General features: G+C 43.0%; 17 protein-coding genes. 4 read left to right on the top strand and 13 right to left on the bottom strand.

Annotated features, from left to right (window positions below):
* The first annotated feature begins 18 nt into the window (after nt 1–18).
* The 4 genes from MHH50_RS07095 (at nt 19) to nrdF (ending at nt 5,501) form a co-directional block, all read left to right on the top strand.
* A complete protein-coding gene (locus MHH50_RS07095; RefSeq protein WP_076125388.1) occupies nt 19–1,668 on the top strand; it encodes a helix-turn-helix domain-containing protein in 1,650 nt (549 codons plus the stop codon).
* A gap of 403 nt (nt 1,669–2,071) precedes the next feature.
* A complete protein-coding gene (gene nrdI, locus MHH50_RS07090) occupies nt 2,072–2,431 on the top strand; it encodes a class Ib ribonucleoside-diphosphate reductase assembly flavoprotein NrdI (protein WP_340034126.1) in 360 nt (119 codons plus the stop codon).
* A complete protein-coding gene (gene nrdE / locus MHH50_RS07085) occupies nt 2,418–4,502 on the top strand; it encodes a class 1b ribonucleoside-diphosphate reductase subunit alpha (protein ID WP_340034125.1) in 2,085 nt (694 codons plus the stop codon). The genes nrdI and nrdE overlap by 14 nt, the downstream gene beginning before the upstream one ends.
* 39 nt (nt 4,503–4,541) lie before the next feature.
* Nucleotides 4,542–5,501 carry a class 1b ribonucleoside-diphosphate reductase subunit beta gene (gene nrdF, locus MHH50_RS07080; protein WP_076192948.1) on the top strand — a complete coding sequence of 320 codons (960 nt, stop codon included), beginning with the start codon at nt 4,542–4,544 and terminating at the stop codon, nt 5,499–5,501.
* Nucleotides 5,502–5,565: 64 nt separating this feature from the next.
* On the opposite strand, the gene MHH50_RS07075 is transcribed toward nrdF, so the two are convergent.
* The 13 genes from MHH50_RS07075 to MHH50_RS07015 all read right to left on the bottom strand — a co-directional run bounded on the left by MHH50_RS07075 (nt 5,566) and on the right by MHH50_RS07015 (nt 21,705).
* Entirely contained in the window at nt 5,566–5,925 is a 360-nt protein-coding gene (locus MHH50_RS07075; protein WP_036675871.1) for a hypothetical protein, read from the bottom strand.
* A 498-nt stretch (nt 5,926–6,423) separates the two neighbouring features.
* A complete protein-coding gene (locus tag MHH50_RS07070) occupies nt 6,424–7,197 on the bottom strand; it encodes an SDR family NAD(P)-dependent oxidoreductase (protein ID WP_036675873.1) in 774 nt (257 codons plus the stop codon).
* A 289-nt stretch (nt 7,198–7,486) separates the two neighbouring features.
* Nucleotides 7,487–8,737: a HAMP domain-containing sensor histidine kinase gene (locus tag MHH50_RS07065; RefSeq protein ID WP_340034124.1), complete on the bottom strand. Its 1,251-nt coding sequence runs from the start codon at nt 8,735–8,737 to the stop codon at nt 7,487–7,489.
* A gap of 113 nt (nt 8,738–8,850) precedes the next feature.
* Complete coding sequence (locus MHH50_RS07060; protein WP_076125504.1) at nt 8,851–9,510, bottom strand: response regulator transcription factor; 660 nt, start codon at nt 9,508–9,510, stop codon at nt 8,851–8,853.
* 15 nt (nt 9,511–9,525) lie between these two features.
* Nucleotides 9,526–10,287: a lantibiotic immunity ABC transporter MutG family permease subunit gene (locus MHH50_RS07055; protein ID WP_340034123.1), complete on the bottom strand. Its 762-nt coding sequence runs from the start codon at nt 10,285–10,287 to the stop codon at nt 9,526–9,528.
* Between the two features lie 2 nt (nt 10,288–10,289).
* Nucleotides 10,290–11,036, bottom strand: a complete 747-nt coding sequence (locus tag MHH50_RS07050) for a lantibiotic immunity ABC transporter MutE/EpiE family permease subunit (protein WP_340034122.1) — start codon at nt 11,034–11,036, stop codon at nt 10,290–10,292.
* Entirely contained in the window at nt 11,033–11,743 is a 711-nt protein-coding gene (locus MHH50_RS07045) for a lantibiotic protection ABC transporter ATP-binding protein (RefSeq protein ID WP_312148672.1), read from the bottom strand. Before MHH50_RS07045 ends, MHH50_RS07050 begins: the two co-directional genes overlap by 4 nt.
* Before the next feature lie 158 nt (nt 11,744–11,901).
* Entirely contained in the window at nt 11,902–14,973 is a 3,072-nt protein-coding gene (locus MHH50_RS07040) for a glycoside hydrolase family 2 TIM barrel-domain containing protein (protein WP_340034121.1), read from the bottom strand.
* A gap of 37 nt (nt 14,974–15,010) precedes the next feature.
* The gene (locus MHH50_RS07035; protein ID WP_076185385.1) at nt 15,011–15,832 is read right to left on the bottom strand and encodes a carbohydrate ABC transporter permease; all 822 of its coding nucleotides are present in this window, start codon (nt 15,830–15,832) and stop codon (nt 15,011–15,013) included.
* A complete protein-coding gene (locus MHH50_RS07030; protein ID WP_232061505.1) occupies nt 15,832–16,644 on the bottom strand; it encodes a sugar ABC transporter permease in 813 nt (270 codons plus the stop codon). Before MHH50_RS07030 ends, MHH50_RS07035 begins: the two co-directional genes overlap by 1 nt.
* A gap of 228 nt (nt 16,645–16,872) precedes the next feature.
* Nucleotides 16,873–18,174, bottom strand: a complete 1,302-nt coding sequence (locus tag MHH50_RS07025; RefSeq protein WP_076125404.1) for an extracellular solute-binding protein — start codon at nt 18,172–18,174, stop codon at nt 16,873–16,875.
* A 184-nt stretch (nt 18,175–18,358) separates the two neighbouring features.
* Entirely contained in the window at nt 18,359–20,149 is a 1,791-nt protein-coding gene (locus MHH50_RS07020; protein ID WP_076192957.1) for a sensor histidine kinase, read from the bottom strand.
* Nucleotides 20,146–21,705, bottom strand: coding sequence for a helix-turn-helix domain-containing protein (locus MHH50_RS07015; protein WP_340034120.1), 1,560 nt, complete (start codon nt 21,703–21,705; stop codon nt 20,146–20,148). Before MHH50_RS07015 ends, MHH50_RS07020 begins: the two co-directional genes overlap by 4 nt.
* Between the last annotated feature and the right edge of the window lie 76 nt (nt 21,706–21,781).

Here is a 21,781-nt window from a genome sequence, read left to right as displayed (position 1 = left end):
AGCAAGGATGTGATGGAATTGATCAAGTTGTTAATTGCTGATGACGAGGCGCTGGTCTGCATCGGCTTGCAGTCCATGCTGAAGTGGGAGCAATATAATATAGAAATTGTCGGCATTGCACACAACGGGGCTCAAGAGGAAGAAATGATTGACACCCTACGTCCTGACATCGTAATCAGCGATATAAAAATGCCAATTAAAAGCGGCTTAGAAGTTGCCAGTGCGGTACGCAAAAAACACGGCCGGCTTCCGCTGTTCATCATCTTAACAAGCTACGAGGAATTCGAATACGCGCGTGGAGCGATTGAAGTGCAAGCCACAGATTATCTAGTGAAGCTAGAACTGACACCAGAGGCACTTGATGCCTCCATTCGGAAAGCAATTTCCCAGTTGGAGGCTTTTCAAACCCTAGACAGCTATCCCATGCTTGCTCATAGAGGCAATCTACAAGCTCAACGCGATAAATTTTTCATCCGCCTGTTCAATAACTTATTCGCAAATAAAAACCAGTACCTTTTGCAGAGAGATGATTTAAACCTTGAGCTCAAGGAACCTGCTTATCTAGTCTGCACTTGCCGTATTTTGGGACCAGACAGTGTCCCGCCCCGCGGCGATAAAATGGTTGCTCTGTGCTCAAGTACCGTCCAAATGGCTAAAGATACGCTTACTTCCATAAGACCTTGTTATGTGACCAGTCTGGACTTGCGCAATTTTGCTGTAACCCTGCCCGTCAACGGGACGGATTCACGGCAATGGATGCCTGAGATTGAAATGCTATTGACCCATATGGCCTCCATACTTCATAACTACTTTAATGTAAGGATCATCGGCGCGATCGGCTTTGCGGTCGAGGATCCTTATTTGCTGCGGGAAAGCTACCTCGCTGCCCGAAAAGCGCTTCCTGCTGCGGTTAAAGCACAGTCGTTTGTGTTTTTTGCCGAAGGAGAGTCGCTGGAGCAGGATCATCTGTTGTTTGATTTCTCCGAATTGCGTACAGAGATCCGCCGTGCTTTTGAAGAAATGGATACCCAAGCTTTATACGCCATTATCTCCAAAATGATCGAAATCTTCGACGGCCGGGCCGACCTGCTGGTTCCCGCCACTGATGCCGCCTGCAACATTCTGTACATGGCCACTTCACTGCTCGCAGACGGTGAGAACATTGTGGAACAAATTTTCGAAAATGAACCGGAGGGCTACCGGGCTATCTACCAGATGCATACAATTGAAGAGATCGCTGGCTGGCTGATCCAGTTCCGGGACGGTTGCTCAGACATCCTCTCTACCCGCAGACAAAGCTACAAGGAGCAGCTCGTCAAAAATGTCCAAGAGTATATTAAACGAAATCTCGGAACTAAGCTCTCGCTCAATCAAGTGGCTGATGTCTTCAATTTCAGTCCCAACTATCTGAGCCACCTTTTCTCCAAGGTTGCCAAGGTCAACTATGTGGAATATATCACGGAGATCAAAATCACGACAGCCAAAGAAATGATGGCACGTGGGGAAGGTCGCATCTACGAAATCTCACAGAAGCTGGGATATGAGAGTGCCTTCTATTTCAGTAAAGTTTTCAAAAAGGTAACCGGAATTTCCCCCAGGGAATACATGCAGCAACTTAAAGCAGATTCACCATCTGACCGAAGCCTCGGAGTGAACAACCGTTCTTGAGATCAAGAGATTATTAAGAATAATCCCACTTCGCAAAAATAAAGCCAATAAATCTGCAAGGAGCAGGCTCTGTTCCTTGCAGATTTATTGGCTTGCCATCACCCTCAGCAGCATCCCTAAGTATCACCCTTATTCCTGCAATTTTTTTATTTTTATTTTTAAACTAGCAAAATGCTAATACTCCGGTCTTTCTGCCCTAAAAGTCTACCAAAAAACCGCTTACGAGACACTTTCCCAGCTATTAAGACTGCTGTTCCCATATTGACTTTTCAACATATAGTAATTAAAATAAACAACGCACACTAAATATAGTATAGATACGATTTTTCAGAATTTATAGCTTATCCATTCAGTTTTCATACTATTTTCAATAGTTTTTAATATTTACAGGGGGACAGACACCATGCTAGTCGCGTATGATTCAAAAACAGGAAATGTCAGACGCTTCATCAGCAAACTTAAGTTGCCGGCTGTGCAGATTGAGGAGCATATGACGATTGATGAGCCCTATGTGCTTATTACATATACCACCGGCTTTGGACAGATTCCAGAAAAGGTGTCTACTTTCTTGAAGAACAATAATGCCAATCTGAAGGGCATCGCCGCCAGCGGCAATAAGAACTGGGGCGAGCTGTTCGCGCACAGCGCGGACTTGATTTCAGATCGGTATAACGTGCCCGTTATCGGTAAATTTGAGTTATCGGGTACATTTGGCGATGTAGAACGGATTAAACAGGAGGTGAGCCGGGTTGCGGCATATTGAATTAAACAACATGTTGATGAAGAGAGACGAAAGTGGCTTCTTTCAGTTAGACAAAGATCTTGAGGCAGTAGCCGAATTTATGCGGGATGTAGAGCGCCGGAGTCTGGTTTTTGCGAATACAAAAGCCAAGGTTGATTATATGATTGAACAGGATTTCTACGAGAATTTTTACGATCAGTACAGCACGGCGGAAATTGAAGAAGTCTACCAGATTAGCCATGCCTACAACTTCAGTTTTCCATCTTATATGGCAGCTTCGAAATTCTACACGGATTACGCTGTAAAAACCAATGACCGTAAACAATATCTGGAGCATTACCCGGACCGTGTGGCGGCAGTCGCCCTTCACCTGGGACGCGGCAACGCCGATACTGCGGGGGTACTTGCCCGTTCGATGATGGAACAGCGCCTGCAACCTGCGACACCAACCTTCTTAAATGCCGGTAAGAGCCGGCGTGGTGAGCTCGTCTCCTGCTTCCTAATCGAAATGGACGACTCGCTCAATTCCATCAACTATGTGCTGAATACCTGCATGCAGTTGTCGAAGATCGGTGGCGGTGTGGCCGTTAACCTATCCAAGCTACGCTCCCGTGGTGAAACTATCAAGGGTGTTGAGGATGCTGCGAAGGGAATTATACCTGTACTCAAGCTGATGGAAGACGGCTTCTCCTATGCAGATCAGATGGGTCAACGTAAAGGATCAGGAGCAGCCTATTACAACATTTTTGGCTGGGACGTTCTGGAATTCCTTGACAGCAAGAAGATCAACGCCGACGAAAAAACAAGACTCAAAACCCTGTCCATCGGCCTGATTATTCCAAACCGCTTCTATAAGCTGGCGAAGGACAATGAAGCGCTGCATGTATTTGCTCCTTACAGTGTGTACAAAGCCTACGGCACGCATCTCGACGATATGGATCTGGATGACATGTATGATAAGCTGCTGGCCGATCCACGTGTCAAAAAGAAGAAAGCTATGAGCGCACGGGATATGCTGACCAAAATTGCCATGATCCAGCTGGAATCTGGCTATCCATATATCATGAACAAGAGCAATGCCAATGCGGCCCATGCCCTGAAAAACGTCGGACAGATCAAAATGTCCAACCTTTGTACTGAAATCTTTCAGCTGCAGGAGACCTCAGAGATTGCCGACTACGGACAGGAGAGTACAATCCGCCGCGATGTAAGCTGCAATCTGGCTTCCTTGAACATTGTTAACGTGATGGAACATGGCAAAATCCGTGAATCCGTACATGAGGGCATGATCGCCCTGACCGCTGTTAGCGATATGACCAGTATTTCCAATGCCCCAGGCGTAGCCAAAGCAAACAAGGAAATGCACTCTGTCGGTCTTGGCGTCATGAATCTGCACGGCTATCTGGCTAAGAACAACATTGCTTATGAAAGCGAGCAGGCCCGCGATTTTGCCCGGACCTTCTTTATGACTATGAATTTCCACTCGCTGGAGAAAAGCATGGAAATCGCTGCCGCCACGGGCCGATCTTTCCATGGATTTGAGGCTTCTGATTATGCTACGGGAGCTTATTTCGAGCGTTACCTGACTACCGATTACCGCCCGGTTACCCCAAGGGTACAAGAATTATTCGGAGATATTTATATCCCATCCCCAGCAGACTGGGAACAATTGCGGGATGCAGTAAAAACAAATGGCCTATACCATGCTTACCGTTTGGCAATTGCGCCAACAGCCAGCATTTCCTATATCCAAAACGCCACTTCAAGCGTTATGCCGATTGTTGAGCAGATTGAGACTCGGACTTACGCTAATTCAACTACTTATTATCCGATGCCGTACCTGCGGCCGGACAATGTATTTTTCTATAAATCGGCTTATCAGATGGACCAGTTCAAGGTAATCGATCTGATCGCGGAAATTCAGCCCCATATCGACCAGGGTATCTCGACCGTTCTGCATGTTAACAGTGATGTTTCCACCAGAGAACTGGCCCGCTCCTACCTGTATGCGGCGCATAAAGGCTTGAAGTCGCTGTATTACACCCGGACCAAAAAGCTGTCCGTCGAGGAATGCCTCACCTGCTCGATCTAAAAGGAAGGCTATAGCCGCAGAAAAGGAGATTGCAATATTATGACCGCTATCCAAGCCGTTAACTGGAACCGTCCCGACGACGATTTCTCATTGATGTTCTGGAATCAGAACATTATGCAATTCTGGACGGACGATGAAATTCCATTATCCGATGATAAAATGTCCTGGCTCACGCTCAGTGAGCAAGAAAAGGACTCCTATATGAAGGTGCTGGGCGGTCTGACACTGCTGGATACGATTCAAGGCGGAGTCGGAATGCCACAGATTATGGAGCATGTCGAAGGCCTTCAACGCAAAGCCGTACTGGGCTTCATGGGTATGATGGAACAAATTCACGCCAAATCGTACAGCAGTATTTTCACCACTTTGTCCTCTACAGAGGAGATCGACAGTGTATTCCGCTGGGTAGAAGAGAACCCCTTCCTCCAGTTCAAAGCGGAGACCATCTCACAATATTACAAAAACATAGACTCACCAAAAGACCTGTACCTCGCCATGGCAGCCTCCGTGCTGCTCGAGAGCTACTTGTTCTACAGTGGTTTCTTCTATCCCCTATATCTGGCTGGGCAGGGCAAAATGACTTGCAGCGGTGAGATCATCGACCTTATTCTACGGGATGAGAGCATCCATGGGGTATATGTCGGTGTGCTGGCACAGGAGATCTTTGACGGGCTCCCAGAAGACGAGCAACGCGAACTTCACCATACGCTGGTAGAATTGCTTCGACTGCTGCATGAGAATGAAGAGCGTTATACCGAGCAGATCTATGCCCCTATCGGATTGGTGGAAGAGGTTAAGACTTTCCTAAGATACAATGCCAATAAAGCGATGATGAATCTGGGCCATGATCCGCTATTTGACGAGGAAGAGATCAACCCGATTGTACAGAACGGGATCAGCACCCACACCAAGCAGCATGACTTCTTCTCGAAGAAAGGCAACGGATATGTCCGGGCGCTTAATGTGGAGCCACTGAAGGATGAAGATTTTCAATTTTAAATATAGATAAAACAAAAAGTGCGGAGAAAGCTCTCCGCACTTTTTGCTAACTCTATTTATTAGATTATTGCAATTTTTTCAGTACTGTTCTAGCTTCTTCATAGGTATCGTAAGCATCAGCAAAATCTCTGCCAAAAATACGTTTCAATTGCATTTTCCAAATTGGGTTTTTAGTTACATAAGCCCATCCTGCTTGGCCAGCTGCTTTCGCCATCTCACCTGTTGGAGCCAACATTGCTGCAACTTCAGGGGAAAGTACACTTGCAGATTCAGTTACATCAGTTGTACCCGTAAATTTAGGACTAACAAGCTTCATGATATTCTCAAAATCTTTCAAGTATCCTGGAACATCCTCAGCAGAAAAATCGATAGATACTACATCGATGTGGTTTTCACTTTTGTTGTACTTAATTGTGTATGACATAATTGTATTCCTCCAAGTTTTAATAGTTATTTTTTAATAATAGAAAGTAATGTATGTAACTCCAACAGACAAAAAATTTCTGCCCAGGCTTTTCAGTAACTTCTACTTTTGGCAACTGGGTTTGGAACAAACTGCCTTGTTTAAATGATGCCATATCGTTACAATCAATAGTTAATGACATCTATTTCCTGTATCGTTTTATTGCAACATCCTTTCTAATATATTTTAACTCATACCTATTACCTATATTATTATCGACAAATTTCTTTTTTTATTTATATTAAAATACAAATTTCTACAAATTCCAACATATTCATGGTTATATTTGCCTTAATTTCATACACAATTGTGTAATTCCGTTATCGTTTAGAAACAACTAAAAAAGGCTCTGCGTGCGCCTTCCAACTCCAGTCCATTCATCCTACAGGATATTCGAACAGGAATACGCCGCAAAGCCTTCAATACTAGATGCTTATATAAGTAAATTAATCCGTCTAATTACTTAGTTGCGGAGTAGCCCCCGTCAATCACATGTGCTGTACCTGTAATAAATGAAGCCTCATCACTTAGAAGGAAACATGCAAAAGCAGCTACTTCCTCAGGCGTACCATATCTGCCCAAAGCCGTTCCAGAAGCGATAAGAGATTGAAGCATCTCTACATCATCAGACAACAGCTTTTCGTATCTGTTCATGGTTGGTGTAGGAATAGGACCAGGGCAAATAGCATTTACTCTGATATTACGGTGACCCACTTCTTTAGCAACCGATTTAGTCATGCCCACAATGGCGTGTTTACTTGCTGAATAAGCTGCATCATTTGCCATCCCAATAAAAATACCATGCAAGGAGGAACAGTTTAGAACGGAAGCACCGGATTTCATATGTGGTAATGCATAATGCAACATGTAGAATTGGCCATTAAGATTTGTCTGAATCACCTTTTGAAACAATATCGGATCATATTCTGTAACATCCGCATTATCTCCTGTAATTGCTGAGTTATTATAAAGGCAATCAATCTTTCCATAAGCTGCTAAGGTTTGATCTACGATATTTTTGCAGTCTGCTTCAACTGAAACGTCTGACCGCACAAACAGCGCTTCTCCACCTAAAGCTTTGATTTCTTCGACTGTGTTAGCGCCAGCATCTGATCGATTGGCAACTACTACAGTACCACCCTCTCTTGCTACTCTCAATGCTGTAGCTTTTCCGATTCCGGTACCAGCACCCGTAATAATAACTACTTTGTTTTCAAATCTGTTGCTACTCATTATGCGCACCACTTTCTTATGTCTTTTTCAGGAAGAGGATTTGAACCTCATAGACCCTAATGTCACCTGATACAATGTGGATTGGAACATTTTTGCAGAAAAATCGACAAAATTATCCTCTATATGACAACTTTATTGTATTTAATTGTATATAGCAATCAATATTTTAATCTACTTTTCCAACAATTGAGAATTTGGTTTTGATCGTCATAAAAAATACACCCCTTAGAATTTCATCAGATAAACCAGAAGTTTTATCCAATGTTATTCTAAGAGGTGTAATAAACCTCTACCTAACTCCACGAACTGGGACGTCGATTCGAACTTGACCTCCACCCGTGAGGGTAGAATTGCTAATATGCAGACTGCCCTGATGCTGCCTGACAATGGTGTCGGCAATATAAAGTCCCAATCCATAGTGACTTTTGGAGGTACGGCTACTGTCCCCTCGATAAAACTGCTTAAGTGCTGATTGGAGTCCTTCACTCGTAAATCCTGATCCACTGTCTGTTACCGTTATACTCCACCGATCTTGTTTTGCCTCAACCTGCAAATAAATCACACTCTCATACGGGGAATACTCTACCGCATTAGCGAGTACATTCATCACAGCCCGATGAAGTAGCTCATCGTCAATCAACACCTCAGGGGGCAGATTATTGTCCTGGTGAAATTCTATCTGAAGACGCTTAGGGACAACCAACGCATCTAACTGCATACGAATTTGCTGGATAAAGGCATCCGTTGCAACCCATTTAGAGCGGGGAGAAATTTGTTTTCTTGTATTAGAAATCTCAATAAGTGTTGCCATGTATTGTTCGATTTGATCTGCATTTTTGGAAATATACCCTATATATTCTTGCTGATTCTCTGCTAAATCTGAGTCTATCAGCAAATCTGCATTTCCTTGAATAATCGTAAGAGGAGTCTTAATGTCGTGGGCAAGCGCAGAAATCTGCTCTTTTTTCATTTGTTCCAGATTCCATTGCTGTTCTAGTGACTTTTTCAATTCCTCTCTCAGCTGTTCCAGGGATGATAGCACCTCATCAATTTCACTGACCCCAGAATACACGACAGTAAAATCCAAATTTTTAGCTTCAATGTGATGTGCAGCTTCCTGCAAGGAAGCCATTTTTTGACTCAGTCTTCGAGCGAAAAATCCAGAAATCAGAATAACTTCCAGTAACATCAGAACTACAAAAAACAGCAATAGCGTTAATTGCGGATTAGGCAGCGTGTTATGCAGAAAATTTGAGGTGAACTGCGGTACAATTGCATATTGCAGTACGATAACCTCATGCTCCCGCTCAATCACATCGCTGCAGTTTGTACCCATGAGATTGCAACTGCTTTGATTCTTCTGCAATATATCTAGAGCGCGTTCTTTAGGAATATTTCCTGAAATATAGTTCTTTTGCTGATCCAATACCGCATATTCCGCTCCCCAAGGGATCATTTCTTCCGTAATTTGTGGAGCACGCTGCAAAACATCCCAAGACTTTGCAATGGATTGCTCGGTATGGTTTGCTGGAACAATCATTCCATACTGCATTAAGAGAGTAAATACCCCTAAACACAGAAATGCCAATAATAGAGTACACGCACCTAATGATAATAAATATTGAATGAAGACTGTACGGAGCCGTATTCGTTTCACACCCATTTGTAACCTATCCCCCAAACGGTTTCAATCGGTGAAACCTCCCTCGCACTCAGCTTACTGCGGATATTTTTCACATGTTCTGTAATAGTTGAGCTATCGCTTTCTCTGTCATAGCCATAAACCGATTCATAAATTTGTTCTTTGGAAAAAACCTGACCTTTATTTCTAGCAAGAAATTCACATATCTGATATTCACTTTTAGTGAGATTTATTTTCTCTTTATCAACAAAAATCTCCTTTGCCGAGAGATTGAATTTCACTCCAGATGCGCTTAACATATGATTTTTCTCTCGATTTTCACGCCGCAAATGAGCGTTCACCCGAGCCTTCAACTCGCCTGCACGAAAAGGCTTCACGATATAGTCGTCTGCACCTACACTAAGTCCAAACATAATATCCGTTTCCATTGATTTAGCTGTAAGAAACAGAATCGGACAGTCTACGATATCCCTGATTTGAGTACAGAGCTCAAAACCATCGATATCTGGCATCATCACGTCCAACAGGATTAAATCAAATGTCGAGTACTCATTCAAAGGCATATGTCGTGCACTTGTTTTTATCGTAACCCTATGGTGATCTTTGCTAAGAATATTATTTACTAGCGCCAAAATATCAGGTTCATCATCTATTATTAAAATATTAGCCAGTGACCTCACTCCTATTTATTCATATGATTTCCTACCCTGAAAGTAATGAAACCATATCAAGCCTAACACTGCCATTACCATTGTACTAATAAGTATAGCAGGTACGGAATGAATAAGTTGCAGCTTCAATACTTCCGTTTCAATGAGCCCGTTGGGTTGAGCATAAAATAAGGGAAGTTGAATCATCCGCATCGACCAGGCCCACGGTATGTATAACCACACTTTATCGCCTACAATTGTTCCACCTACGATAGCTGCAATTAGCGTACCTGCACTACCCACCGTTAGAGAAAGTCCCATGCCTCCAGCATAACTTAAGATGAGATGAAAGATCATTAAGATTAGAGCAGTGCCTACTACCCAACAAGCTCCTTGCCAGAATATTAGATATTGTATCCGCTCTATATGCAAAATTTTTTTCATGCCCAGTATTAGAATTGATGTTGAACCGAATACGATCCATATCATCGCCAAGATTATGAACCCTAGTTTTCTTATATAACACTTCGGACGTGAAAGAGCACTTAATAGATTATAGAATCCCCCTGCCCCCTCCTCTAAACCACTCATTAAAGCAGAGAATAATCCTATCCCAACAGGCAACCCAAAGGCTATTAATGAAAAATAACCATCATAGATGTGAAGCTGATCCGCACGCTGTGAAAAATACCAAAGTACCATCATCGGATATAGAACAGGAACAAGGAATATCAACCAACGAATTGCAGTGTGCTTAGTCATCAACCATTCAGCTTGTAATAGTCGGAGTATCACCATCTCTATCGCACCTCTCTTCTACTAAACCAGCAGCTAGTTAAGGTGAGGGTCACCAAAAAGAATACCAGCGACACCACAATTCCAGGTAAAATAACCGAAGAGTCTCTTAGAGCATCCTGTGCTGAAAGAGCCACACCATTGGGACGCACACCAACAATGGGACACATTAACCTTAAAGCCCAACTCCACGGAACATAAATCCATGAAGGTTGATCCGCTGCTAGTACACTCACAATCATCCCAAACAGACCTGCAAGAATAGATACTACCGCCCCAAATTGTTCGGCTAAGAATAGATAGATTGGAATCATCCCCAAAGAGGTCAACCAAACAACAATAGCGGCTGTTGTAATTTCAGATAAGGGTGCTGCACCCAAAGGAAACAAAAGACCAGATAGGTACATTACTACAATAAGAAGCAGCGAAGACAGCAACAAATAATATGACACCACAATTATTTTACTGAGCCAAAGTTTAGCGATACTAATTCCGTGACTGCTTAAGCTACGGTACCCTCCAGCCTTACGATCCTTGTTATTCGATAGTGTAGACAACAAAGCAGATCCTATGGTCATGAATAACAGCGGCCACCAATTAAATACCATTTCCATAAAATAGTGGTCTTCCGTTTGCAGGTTCTGTTGTGTAAAAAATGAAAATAGAAGAAAAAACAGTGGCACCGCAACAATCAATTTTCGCGAAAATGTTCGTTTGAATTTAAGATTTTCGGATAACAGATAGTGGATCATCTTGTTACCTCCTGTCTGTTCCGAGTCACGACTTCCATGAACAATTTCTCCAAATCATCACCAGGATATATTGCATTCTGATACCCTAGAACACCATTACTAATGATCCCAATATGATCGGCAATTTGCTCCACCTCATGAAGAATATGACTCGATAAGATGACGGTAATCCCTTGTGCAGGAAATGAGCGTATAAGCTCACGTAATTCCTGAATCCCAATCGGATCAAGCCCATTTGTCGGTTCATCCAGAATCAAGAGTCTAGGTTGATTTAACAAGGCGATCGCAATCCCGAGACGTTGCTTCATGCCCATAGAGAATTGTCCCGCTCTTTTTTTGCCTGTTGTTGTTAAATCAACAATTTCAAGAACTTCCCGAATCCGAGAATCCGGTAAGTTTAATATTGTCGTATGTACCTTCAAATTTTGGGCAGCAGTCAAATTCCCGTAAAGTGGCGGGGACTCAATCAGCGCTCCAATGTGTAGTAAATCCTTACGTGTCCATGGATGACCGTCAAATAAAATTTGTCCTGACGTCGCTCGAAGAATCCCTGTTATCATTTTTAGAGTCGTCGATTTACCTGCGCCGTTTGGGCCTAACAGTCCATAAATCGAATTAGTTTTTACGGTTATGCTGATATCATTAACCGCACACTGCCCCCTAAAATTCTTGCATAAATTATTAGTTTGTAAAATATATTCTCCCATCCTATATCATCCTCTCATTTGCTATACGTTGATCATATATAGCAAATCTAAGGACTTTATAAGGTTTTACTGAGCTCAAATTATACGGGATTATAACGAGCATAAAAAAAAGCTCGGTTCAAATTTAACGTTGAGCCGAGCCTGTTGAATTTTTATCATCATGCTCTGCGAATTGTAAATTCAAAATCCATATCTAAGGATGGATTGATTTGATATTCATCAAGAACTGGAGCTCCCCAGCTGTCATCCCCGCCTACGCCCATTTGACGTCCAGCAATGGTAACAACGGTATAGTGAACGTTCGGCAGCTCATAATGATGTGTCGCATTCTCCAGCTCCATTGCCGAGTAAGGCGAGATATTGGCTTCAACAGGGGCTGTAGCTGGTGCCGATATTATAATGCCTTGACCATAATCGTTCTTAATGGATACTTCGCGCACACCTGTGCGGTTGCCCGATTCCTGCGGCACCAAATAGGACGACACATTATCCACCGCATGATTCTGGAAGCGACACAATCTTGCTCCACACGCACGGTCGATATAATTTTCTTCCGGCCCATTTGCATACCAATTCAGCTGGTGATAATCCGCTGGCACCTTAAAGCTTAAAGCGAAGAGTGGAAGCTTTGGTAAACCCGCTGCTCCATGGTAGCTTGATTTCACCTGTATGCTTCCATCGGAGAACACTGTGTAAGTTACACGTACACGTACCTCCTCTAATACACTAAGCTTATACACGTAAGTCACGGTCGCACGATCTTTCTCCTCCACGAGCTCGAAGCTTAACGTTCTACGGGTCAAGCTTGCTGCATACCAAGGGGAAGAGTCGAAATGCATTCCTGCCCCCTTATCATTGTCTGTCATTGCTCTCCAGAAGAGTGGTGCCGGCGGTGAAGAGATCATTTCCTGTCCTGAATATTTAACAGAAATTAATGTACCCGCCTGCTTTGAGAACATTACGGAGAAGTCACGACCATGTACACCAATATTCACATCTCCTTCAACCACGCGAAAATCATTCACGACAGATGTTATTTTAGCATCTGTTAAAGACTCCTCGGCTGACGTATTGGCCACTTGAAAAACATGCTGGCCAAAAGCGATTTCATAACCGCTATTCGCCCATAATGAATCTTCCTTCAGGACAAGTGAAACATCCAAGCTATACTCGCCAGACTGATTCTTGATATCGGGTAGATCAACTTCTACATATTTTTCCTCGCCTGGATTAACCTGAGCGAATACAGTTCCACGCTGGATGACCCTACCCTCATAGTTCAGAGCGTATTGTAATTCATAAGCATCCAAGCCCACAAATAAGTTTTCATTTCTGATTGTAAAACCCTGACTGTCCGGGAGCAGCTTGACGTTCTGATACAGAAATTTCACTTCCTGCATTTTTGGCGACCATCTCCGATCCGCATACACAATTCCGTTACCGGAGAAGTTGTAATCGGTTGAACGGTCATCAAAGTCTCCTCCATAAGCCATGAAGGGCTTACCGTATCGATCATTTTTTATAATCACCTGATCCATATAATCCCAGATAAATCCACCCTGATACATTGGATACTTCTGCTCTAGCTCTGTGTATTTATGCAGTCCCCCGACGGAATTACCCATCGCATGCATGTATTCACAGCTAATATATGGCTTTAACGGATCTTCTGTTAAATATCTTTCAATATCTGCCGCTTTCGCATACATGCGGCTTTCCATATCGCTCGAATCATCATATTCACGGTTATGGAACACCCCTTCATAATGAACCAAACGAGTAGGATCCTTCTCTCGAAAATAATTGGCTACGTTCAAAATTACTTCTCCTGCAAAAGATTCGTTCCCACAGGACCAAATTAGAATGGAGGGATGGTTTTTGTCTCTCTCTACCATGGAAATCGCACGATCCATCACGATATCCTGCCATTCAGGCTTATTGCCGGGGATGTTCCAAGACGGCTCAACTGCCCCCATTTTCTGCCATGATCCATGCGACTCTAAATTCATCTCGTCAATGACATAGACTCCGTATTCATCACACAACTCATACCAGAGCGTCATATTCGGATAGTGCGAGGTCCGCACAGCGTTGATGTTCGCCTGCTTTAAGGTTTTTATGTCCCATAGCATATCTTCTTTTGTAATGCTGCGTCCAAAGCGCGGATTAAACTCATGTCGGTTGACGCCTTTAAATACAATACGTTTGCCGTTTAAGTGCATAATCTTATCTATCATTTCGAATTTCCGAAAACCAATTTTTTGCGGCACAACTTCTACAAGATCCCCGGATGCGTTGTAAACAGAGACGTAAAGGGTATACAGATTAGGAGCTTCTGCGCTCCACAGCTGCACCTTTGTTGCCGCAAGCGTAAGCGAAAGGGAATCTCCTGAAACTTCACTTTCCCCACTAGCTACAAGATTACCTGCTCTATCCTTTAGCTCAAGGAGCACTTTTGAGGCAGAATTACCTATCAATTGCATGACAGCCGTCAGCGTTCCTTGCTCAAACTTTTCATCCAAATCGGTTTGAACGTGGAGATCCCGCACATGAACATCCGGCACGGTGTATAGATACACCTCACGAAAGATTCCCGAAAAGCGCCAGAAGTCCTGATCCTCCAACCAACTCCCCGTGCTGCGCTGATAGACTTCGACCGCCAGCTTATTTTCACCTTCCGTCAAGTACGATGTTAAATCAAATTCACTCGGTGTAAAGCTATCTTCGCTATAGCCAACAAATTCCCCGTTTAGCCATATATAAAAAGCCGATTCAACTCCTTGAAAAGATATATACACCGGACGTTGCTCCCAGCCCGCAGGAACTTCAAAATATTTGACATAGCTGCCTACAGGATTGTGGTCCTCAGAGATCATTGGAGGTCTAAGATGCTCATGACCGTCCCATGGATACATCGTATTCACGTACTGTGGCTGTCCATAACCCTGAAGTTGGATATGACCGGGAACTTTAATATCCTTCCAGCCTCTGCAAGACACGTTCTCCTTATAAAAATGAACCTGTCGTTCCATGGCATTTTGGGCATAGCTAAATTTCCAGCTGCCGTTCAGGCTGTGGCGCCAGGGCATTTCTCCAAGCGCTTCGGCTTCATTTTTCGTTTGGTAATATCGATGGTCAGAATGCGCGTGCACTCTGCCTATTGCATAAATGGAAGGGTCTGATAACCATTCCAGACTTGGAGTGAGGTTTCGTTCAACCTGCTGCTTCATCTATATTTCCTCCTCTATTCATAACATGATCGCTAACTTATTTAACCGAACCCGTCATCCCAGCTACAAATTGCTTTTGCATCATGAAAAACACTAGTGCTGTCGGCAAGGTTGTAATGACAATCGCAGACATGATCAGACCATAGTCAGGGGCATAACCTGAGCCTAGATTCGAGATAAGAAGAGGCACAGTCATATTTTCTGGTGATTGCAATACGATCAAAGGCCACAGATAATTGTTCCAGCTGTTTAAAAATGTGATAATCGCTGCGGCGGCGTAAGTTGATTTCATCGTTGGCATATAAATGCGGAAGAACAAACCAAATTCCGAAAGACCATCGATGCGCCCAGCCTCCATCATATCCTTAGGAAACATTTTTGTACTTTGACGAAAGAAGAAAATTAGAAATGCTGTTGTAAATGTCGGAAGAATGACCGCCGATGCTGTATCGATGCCCAGAAAAGGCACTACACTAGATACTTTTGCGAACATTTGAAATAGAGGTACCATGATCGCCGCAAATGGAATCATCATTGAAGCAAGTAAAATATTGAATACGATATCTTTACTCCGGCTGCGGTACATTTCAAAACCATATCCAGCCGCCGATGCGACTAGCAGTGAAAGCACAGTAGTCACCACAGAGATTTTTGCAGAGTTCCAGAGAGCCTGCCACATATCCACTGAACTAAATAGATTGTTTATATTTTTCACTAAATGTGCACCCGGCAACAATGTTCCTTTGGTTACATCAACCGACTGGTTCGTGGCGCTTATAACCATCCAGATAAATGGAAAGATAGAGATCAGCGCAGCGATGATTAGAAAAACGTAAGTAAACATGCGTTTGGTTTTCATTATCTCTTATCCCCTCCTACTTTGTTCTGAATAAGCGTCAGAATGAGCACCATTACAACAATCGAATAGGAGACGGTTGCAGCGTATCCAAAGTTAGGTGTGTATTCAAAGGAAAGGTTATAAATATATTGGGAAATCGACATGGTTGCATTGCCGGGTCCACCTTTCGTGATGTTAACCACCTCGTCAAACAACTGAAGGGTACCAATGGTCGATGTGATCGTCGTGAACAAGATAATCGGCTTCAATAGGGGAATTGTAATTTTGAAAAATTGTGTAAATGCACTCGCACCATCTATATGAGCAGCCTCATATATTGATTTGTCGACATTTTGCAGTGAGGACAAATAGAAAATCATATTATAGCCAGTAAAGCGCCAAGTGATAGCGATAATGATAGTGACTTTGGCCCAGAAGGGGTCAGTAATCCATTGAATCGGTTCGCTGATTAGATGCAGATTCACCAGAAATTTATTGACGATACCTTCGGCTCCAAACATGTACTTGAAAACAACGGAGTAGGCTACAAGTGAAGTTACCGTTGGCAGAAATATGGCCGTTCTGAAAAACCCTTTAAATTTCAGTCTTTCGTCATTTAGCAGCACAGCGATAAAGAGCGCCAGCACCAGCATAACTGGGACCTGAATAATCAAATAAATAAAAGTGTTTTTGACGGCTGTAAGGAAAGTGGTGTCGCTAAACAGCCGAATATAATTATCAAGGCCGGTAAAATGAAGATTATTGCCTCTACCTGTCTTGAAGGATAGAATTAAGGCTTGAATCATTGGATAGAAATAGAAAATACTGATCATAATTACCGGCACAATAACGAATAACCAACCTGTCAGATGGATCTGCCGTTGACCCTTAGAGCTTTTATGTCTTTGAGAGCTTAGCCCTGGCTTTACATTTTCCACTCCACTTCACACCCTTCTGTCTGATTTATTAGAGATGAAAGCCCCTGCTACCCATCCTTCTGTAGAAATCCAATTTACAGGAGAAGTAGAAGCAAGGGCTTAGATTGTACAGCCTAAGTGTGATTAGCGAACTTGGGTATCTGCTTGCTTCTGGGCATCCTTCAGAACAGTATCTACATCTTTTCCACCAAGATAAGATTGCACTGCTACAACCATAATGTCCTCTATTGCGTAAGTGTTCATGCCGTAGTTGACGTTAGGAATTTGCTCGGTCCATGCCGCAAAATCTGATACAACCTTTTGACCTTTGAAAAATTCATCCGCTGCTGAATAAGCTTCTCCGCTTGCCGCAGCTTTTAAAGTGCCGATAACACCAACTTTTGTATTCAACGTCTGATACAAATCAGCATCAGAAGCAAATGTTTTTGCAAGGAACTCCGCAGCGGCTTCTTTACCATCTACATTCATTACATACCAGGAGCTGCCCCCAAGGTTAGATGCATGGACGGAGCCTGCTGTTGCTGCCAGCTTAGGAAGTGGAGCTACTGCCCACTTACCGGATTGGGAAGCTTCGGCTTTAATTGAAGGGGTAATCCAGTTACCCGTCGGCACGGTTGCCACTTCACCACTATTAAATGCGCCTACAAATTGGCTCCAGTCTGAGTTAACTTTCACGATGCCGGAATCCATCATTTCTTTGTACAATACAAGTGCCTCTTTTAAAGCAGCGTTGTCTGCAATGGTCGGAGTCTGACCGTCTTCACCTGTATACCATGCACCCGCCGATTGAATCATGACCCGGATAAGTCCAAGATCATTGGGATCCAGTGTGATCATGCTTTTGCCGGTTTTTTCTTTTACAGCTTTACCGATCTCGATATATTGCTTCCAGTCGATATCCTGTAGTGCATCCAGGCTGTAGCCTGCTTGCTCAAGATAGTCTGTCCGTACATACATTCCAGTCACACCAGAATCAAACGGAACACCGTATTGCTTGCCGTCAACACTGGTCGGGCCAATCTTATAATCCGCAAAATCAGCGGCTTTTACAACATCAGTCAATTCATAAAAGGAATCCGGATACGCTTGTAAAAAGCTTTGCGCACGGTAATCCTCGATCAATACAATGTTAGGAAGACCCTTCGTAGATCCAGAGTTCAGCCCTGTGTTCAGCTTTTGCACGATATCAGCCTGTGCGTTCTCTACGACGTTTACCGTTATGTCTGGATTGACTTTCGCATAAGCTTCTTTGGCAACATTCATGGCTGCAATGTTAAACGCTGGGTCCCAAGCCCAAACTGTGATTTCTTGTGGCTTACTGCTACCTTCGCTTCCGGAGTTGCCCGTTTCGTTTTTCGTTCCACCTGAGGAACATGCCGAAAGTAGAACCACACTAGCCAGCATCACGGATAATAATTTTTTCACTTCGTAACCCCCTTGTTAATCTGTAAAATAATAAAGATGGAAGCGTTTTCTCTGCTACAATTCCATATTATCATTTTGTATTCGCTTTCTTTGGCAGTATCTTTGTTAGCTTTGGTGTTATTATTGGATTCTATTTTCCCTCTGAGATCGACACTGGTACTAATTTTAGATTTTTGTAAATTTTTTAGCCTTTTAACAATGGAAGCGTAATTATGATCTTCGTACCTTCATTTCGTTTGCTTGTAATGTTAATACCGTAACTCTCTCCGTACAGCAATTTGATTCTGTCATCAACATTCCGTATACCGATCCCGGAGAACAATTGGCGTTTGTGCTTCGAGGCTGGCAACTGTTCTTCTTTCAGAAAATTAGGATCAAGGTCCATCCCGTCACCATTATCTACAACTTCACATACAAGCTGATCTTCCTGAACAGCGATCATGATTAGAATTCTTCCCTCATCTTTAAGATTGAATGCATGAAAGAACGCATTTTCGATAAAAGGCTGCAGAATTAGCTTTGGCATATGATAATCCAAGCTTTCAGGCTCCACAAAATAATTCACGCGGATCTTCTCGCCGTACCTTACATGATTGATATATACATAATGCTTCAGCGATTCTAATTCCTGACTAACAGGTATAGTGGATTGAACATCACTGACAGTATTTTGCAGGAGTGAGATTAGCGAATTTATCGTGCCAGCTGCTTTTTCTTTGTTACCCTGTTGCACCAGAAATTTGATAGAAGCCAGTGTATTGTATAAAAAATGGGGATTGATCTGCATTTGAAGGGCGGCCAGCTCCGCATTACGCTGCTGCTTCTGGGTCTCCATCAACCGATCAACATAATCATGTAGGGAATCAAGCATAAAATTAAAGGCATTGCCTAGCTCCTTAACTTCATAACTACTAGTAGCGACATCCACGTGGTTATCGAATCCCCCCTTTGGAATACTCGACATCTGTTCAACGAGTACACGCAGGGACTTCGTCATTTTCCTTGTAATTAAAAATACAATAATAAGCGAAATGGCTACGATAGCCATGATCGTCAACGACACTGCTTTGGCATTAACCATCTGCCCGGTCACAGCTTTTTTATCGATCAGATTCACCAAATAAACATCAAATTCAGGCAAGTATTCCGAGAATACTACCCGTTCATTCCCCATCACATAGACAGATTCTCCATTGTCTCCTGTGCTCTGTTCATCAACTACTTCTTGAAGCAGCTGTTGATCGTTCAGTCCAATCAGCTCTGTCCTGTTGCTGGATACAATTTGCCCTTTTGCATTCAGCAACACAACATCATTACCTTCACTCGTAAAATTGGCATAGAAGGCCTTGAAATCGCTATCACGAATTGCAATGTACATAGTGCCATAGATACTGCCGGTCGAATGATCAAATAGAGCTTTAGAAGCCACTAACATGATCTCTTTCTTATGGGTTTGACCATCCTCTTTTTGATAAAGCTGGTACAGAATTTGCTGCGGATGAGCCACTGTCGCTTTCGTAATCGGGTGGTTCTTCAATTCTTCAGCAGTAGCAGACCAATACCAAGGGTCAGTTGAGTAACTTCTGCCATTCGCACCTACAATCATAATCCCCACATCAAAAGCACTTAGGTTGGAGCGGACTGCCCGCATGCTTTCTGTCATCTGGTAGGTTTTGATAGCGAGTGTCAATGAATCCGTCTCTCCCCCAGACAAATAGCTGCGGATGGCACCTTTCTGAGCTGTCATTGTAGCACCCGTAGCTACAACGTTGTTGTAGGACTCCAAGTTTGTCTTCATCTGATTTAGTAGTTTGCCATTCGTTATGCTGAAGGTCTTTAAGAATAAATTTTCTGACATACGGATGGTAATAGACAAAGTCAGCAGGGATACAGCAACAATGCTTATGAGGGTCACAAGAAAAAGCTTAAGAAATAGGCCCTGCTTTCTAATCTTGTTAATGATAGTTCCAATCATGGTCGCTCTACGTCCCGTCTTCGGTACTGGCTCGGAGAAATACCAGCCTGTTTCTTAAACACTTTAGTAAAATAACTCTGATCCGAATACCCCACACTAGCGCTGATATCAGAAATTGTTTTTTCCGTCGTCACGAGTAACTCCATGGCTTTCTCCAACCGGACCTTATTCAAATATTCATTAAATCCTTCACCATTCTGAGCAGTGAAATGGCTCGATAAATAAGAAGCGTTGAAATGAAACTGCCGTGCAACCCCAGTCAACGTGATGGGATCAGCGTAATGAGTCTGAATGTATTCAAGCAATCGGGTCATATTGGGATTGGTCGTTAGGTTCGTCTCACCAATCGCACGTTCAGCTTCGCGAATAAAGGCTTCAGCAACAGCAATTGCGTCTCCGGCATACATCGCTTCATCTATTTTTCGAAAGTAGTCGTATTTGGATGCCTCCAAGCCTCCAGTCTCGTACTTCATTTTTCCAAGTGTGGTCGCTACGTTAAATATGAAATTCCCCAATAACGATTTGAATTCGAAAATATCGGTCCTATAATCCATCGAACGGAGATGAACATATTCCAGAAATCCAGTAAATGCCTTCTGGTATTGCTTACGTTTCAGTTGTTCCATTAATTCGCCCATATCATATTCCTGATAGGCTCTCGGAAGGCTGGGCAAATGATCGTTTTCAATTAAGCTTCGATCCGGCAAGTAGAAACTGTATCGTGTAAGCTTTAAATAATTGTCTCGATAAATCTCTCCCAGCTTATTAAAATCCGTAAAGCTTTGGCTGATAACGAAATGTGTTTCTCTCGCCCAATGATCCATTTCCGAGACCAGATATCGGAGCTCTATAACAAGCTCGTCCCACTGTTCCGGGTTTGCATTAAGCAAATAAATAACCGAATCATTGACAAACTTCAGCCGAATAAACACTGTATCACCCAAAGGGAGCGTACTAAGCCCTTTTTCTATTTTCTGTGTGAAAGTTAACCTATCCCCAGAATCTTTAATATGTCTCATATCCGCTCCGAAGAAAGCGAATAGTGGGTGTGGAAACTTCGCATGAAGCAAAGCAGGTTCAAGCCCAGACTCATATCCGGTCATAAGCTTCTCGATAACTAGCAAAATTTGCTTTTCGCCAGGATCCGTTCCTTGATCGGACATCTCCATCCCTACCAATTTAGCAGTAGTTTTATTTAGGATGGATAACAAATAGTCAGCTTCCAGCTTTGGCTTCAGAATGTAGTCCGCTACCCCACTTTGAAATGTGGATCGGACATAATCGTATTCACTGAAACTACTTAAGACGATTACTTCAATATGAGGGTATTTCTCCTTAACAATCTTAACCAGTTTCTCTCCGCCCATGATTGGCATAACAATATCTGTAATGATGATATGGGGACTGACCTCATCCATCATATTTAGTGCTTCAAGACCGTTAGCAGCCTCACCAACAATTCGATACCCTTCATTCTCCCAATCCAAAAGATGTTTGATTCCTTGTCTTACTAGCATCTCGTCATCAACAATCATAATTTTGAATATTGGTTTCATTTCTTCCCCCTTGTAACCGTTTTCTTTCCATTTGTTAGTATACAATACATCCAACAAGGAGCAAGCTTCTAGACAA

The sequence above is a fragment of the Paenibacillus sp. FSL H3-0302 genome (assembly GCF_037982245.1).
In the GTDB taxonomy this organism is placed as follows: domain Bacteria; phylum Bacillota; class Bacilli; order Paenibacillales; family Paenibacillaceae; genus Paenibacillus_AQ; species Paenibacillus_AQ odorifer.
This window is presented reverse-complemented; position numbering and strand designations above follow the sequence as displayed.

What these genes read in the sequence shown, in the direction of transcription:
- nrdI (WP_340034126.1), top strand. Translation starts at nt 2,072, where the DNA reads ATGCTAGTCGCGTATGATTCAAAAACAGGAAATGTCAGACGCTTCATC.
- MHH50_RS07045 (WP_312148672.1), bottom strand. Translation starts at nt 11,743, where the DNA reads ATGGGAGAATATATTTTACAAACTAATAATTTATGCAAGAATTTTAGG.
- nrdF (WP_076192948.1), top strand. Translation starts at nt 4,542, where the DNA reads ATGACCGCTATCCAAGCCGTTAACTGGAACCGTCCCGACGACGATTTC.
- MHH50_RS07040 (WP_340034121.1), bottom strand. Translation starts at nt 14,973, where the DNA reads ATGAAGCAGCAGGTTGAACGAAACCTCACTCCAAGTCTGGAATGGTTA.
- MHH50_RS07030 (WP_232061505.1), bottom strand. Translation starts at nt 16,644, where the DNA reads ATGATCAGTATTTTCTATTTCTATCCAATGATTCAAGCCTTAATTCTA.
- MHH50_RS07070 (WP_036675873.1), bottom strand. Translation starts at nt 7,197, where the DNA reads ATGAGTAGCAACAGATTTGAAAACAAAGTAGTTATTATTACGGGTGCT.
- MHH50_RS07020 (WP_076192957.1), bottom strand. Translation starts at nt 20,149, where the DNA reads ATGATTGGAACTATCATTAACAAGATTAGAAAGCAGGGCCTATTTCTT.
- MHH50_RS07075 (WP_036675871.1), bottom strand. Translation starts at nt 5,925, where the DNA reads ATGTCATACACAATTAAGTACAACAAAAGTGAAAACCACATCGATGTA.
- MHH50_RS07065 (WP_340034124.1), bottom strand. Translation starts at nt 8,737, where the DNA reads ATGATTGTTCCAGCAAACCATACCGAGCAATCCATTGCAAAGTCTTGG.
- MHH50_RS07015 (WP_340034120.1), bottom strand. Translation starts at nt 21,705, where the DNA reads ATGAAACCAATATTCAAAATTATGATTGTTGATGACGAGATGCTAGTA.
- MHH50_RS07035 (WP_076185385.1), bottom strand. Translation starts at nt 15,832, where the DNA reads ATGAAAACCAAACGCATGTTTACTTACGTTTTTCTAATCATCGCTGCG.
- MHH50_RS07050 (WP_340034122.1), bottom strand. Translation starts at nt 11,036, where the DNA reads ATGATCCACTATCTGTTATCCGAAAATCTTAAATTCAAACGAACATTT.
- MHH50_RS07055 (WP_340034123.1), bottom strand. Translation starts at nt 10,287, where the DNA reads ATGGTGATACTCCGACTATTACAAGCTGAATGGTTGATGACTAAGCAC.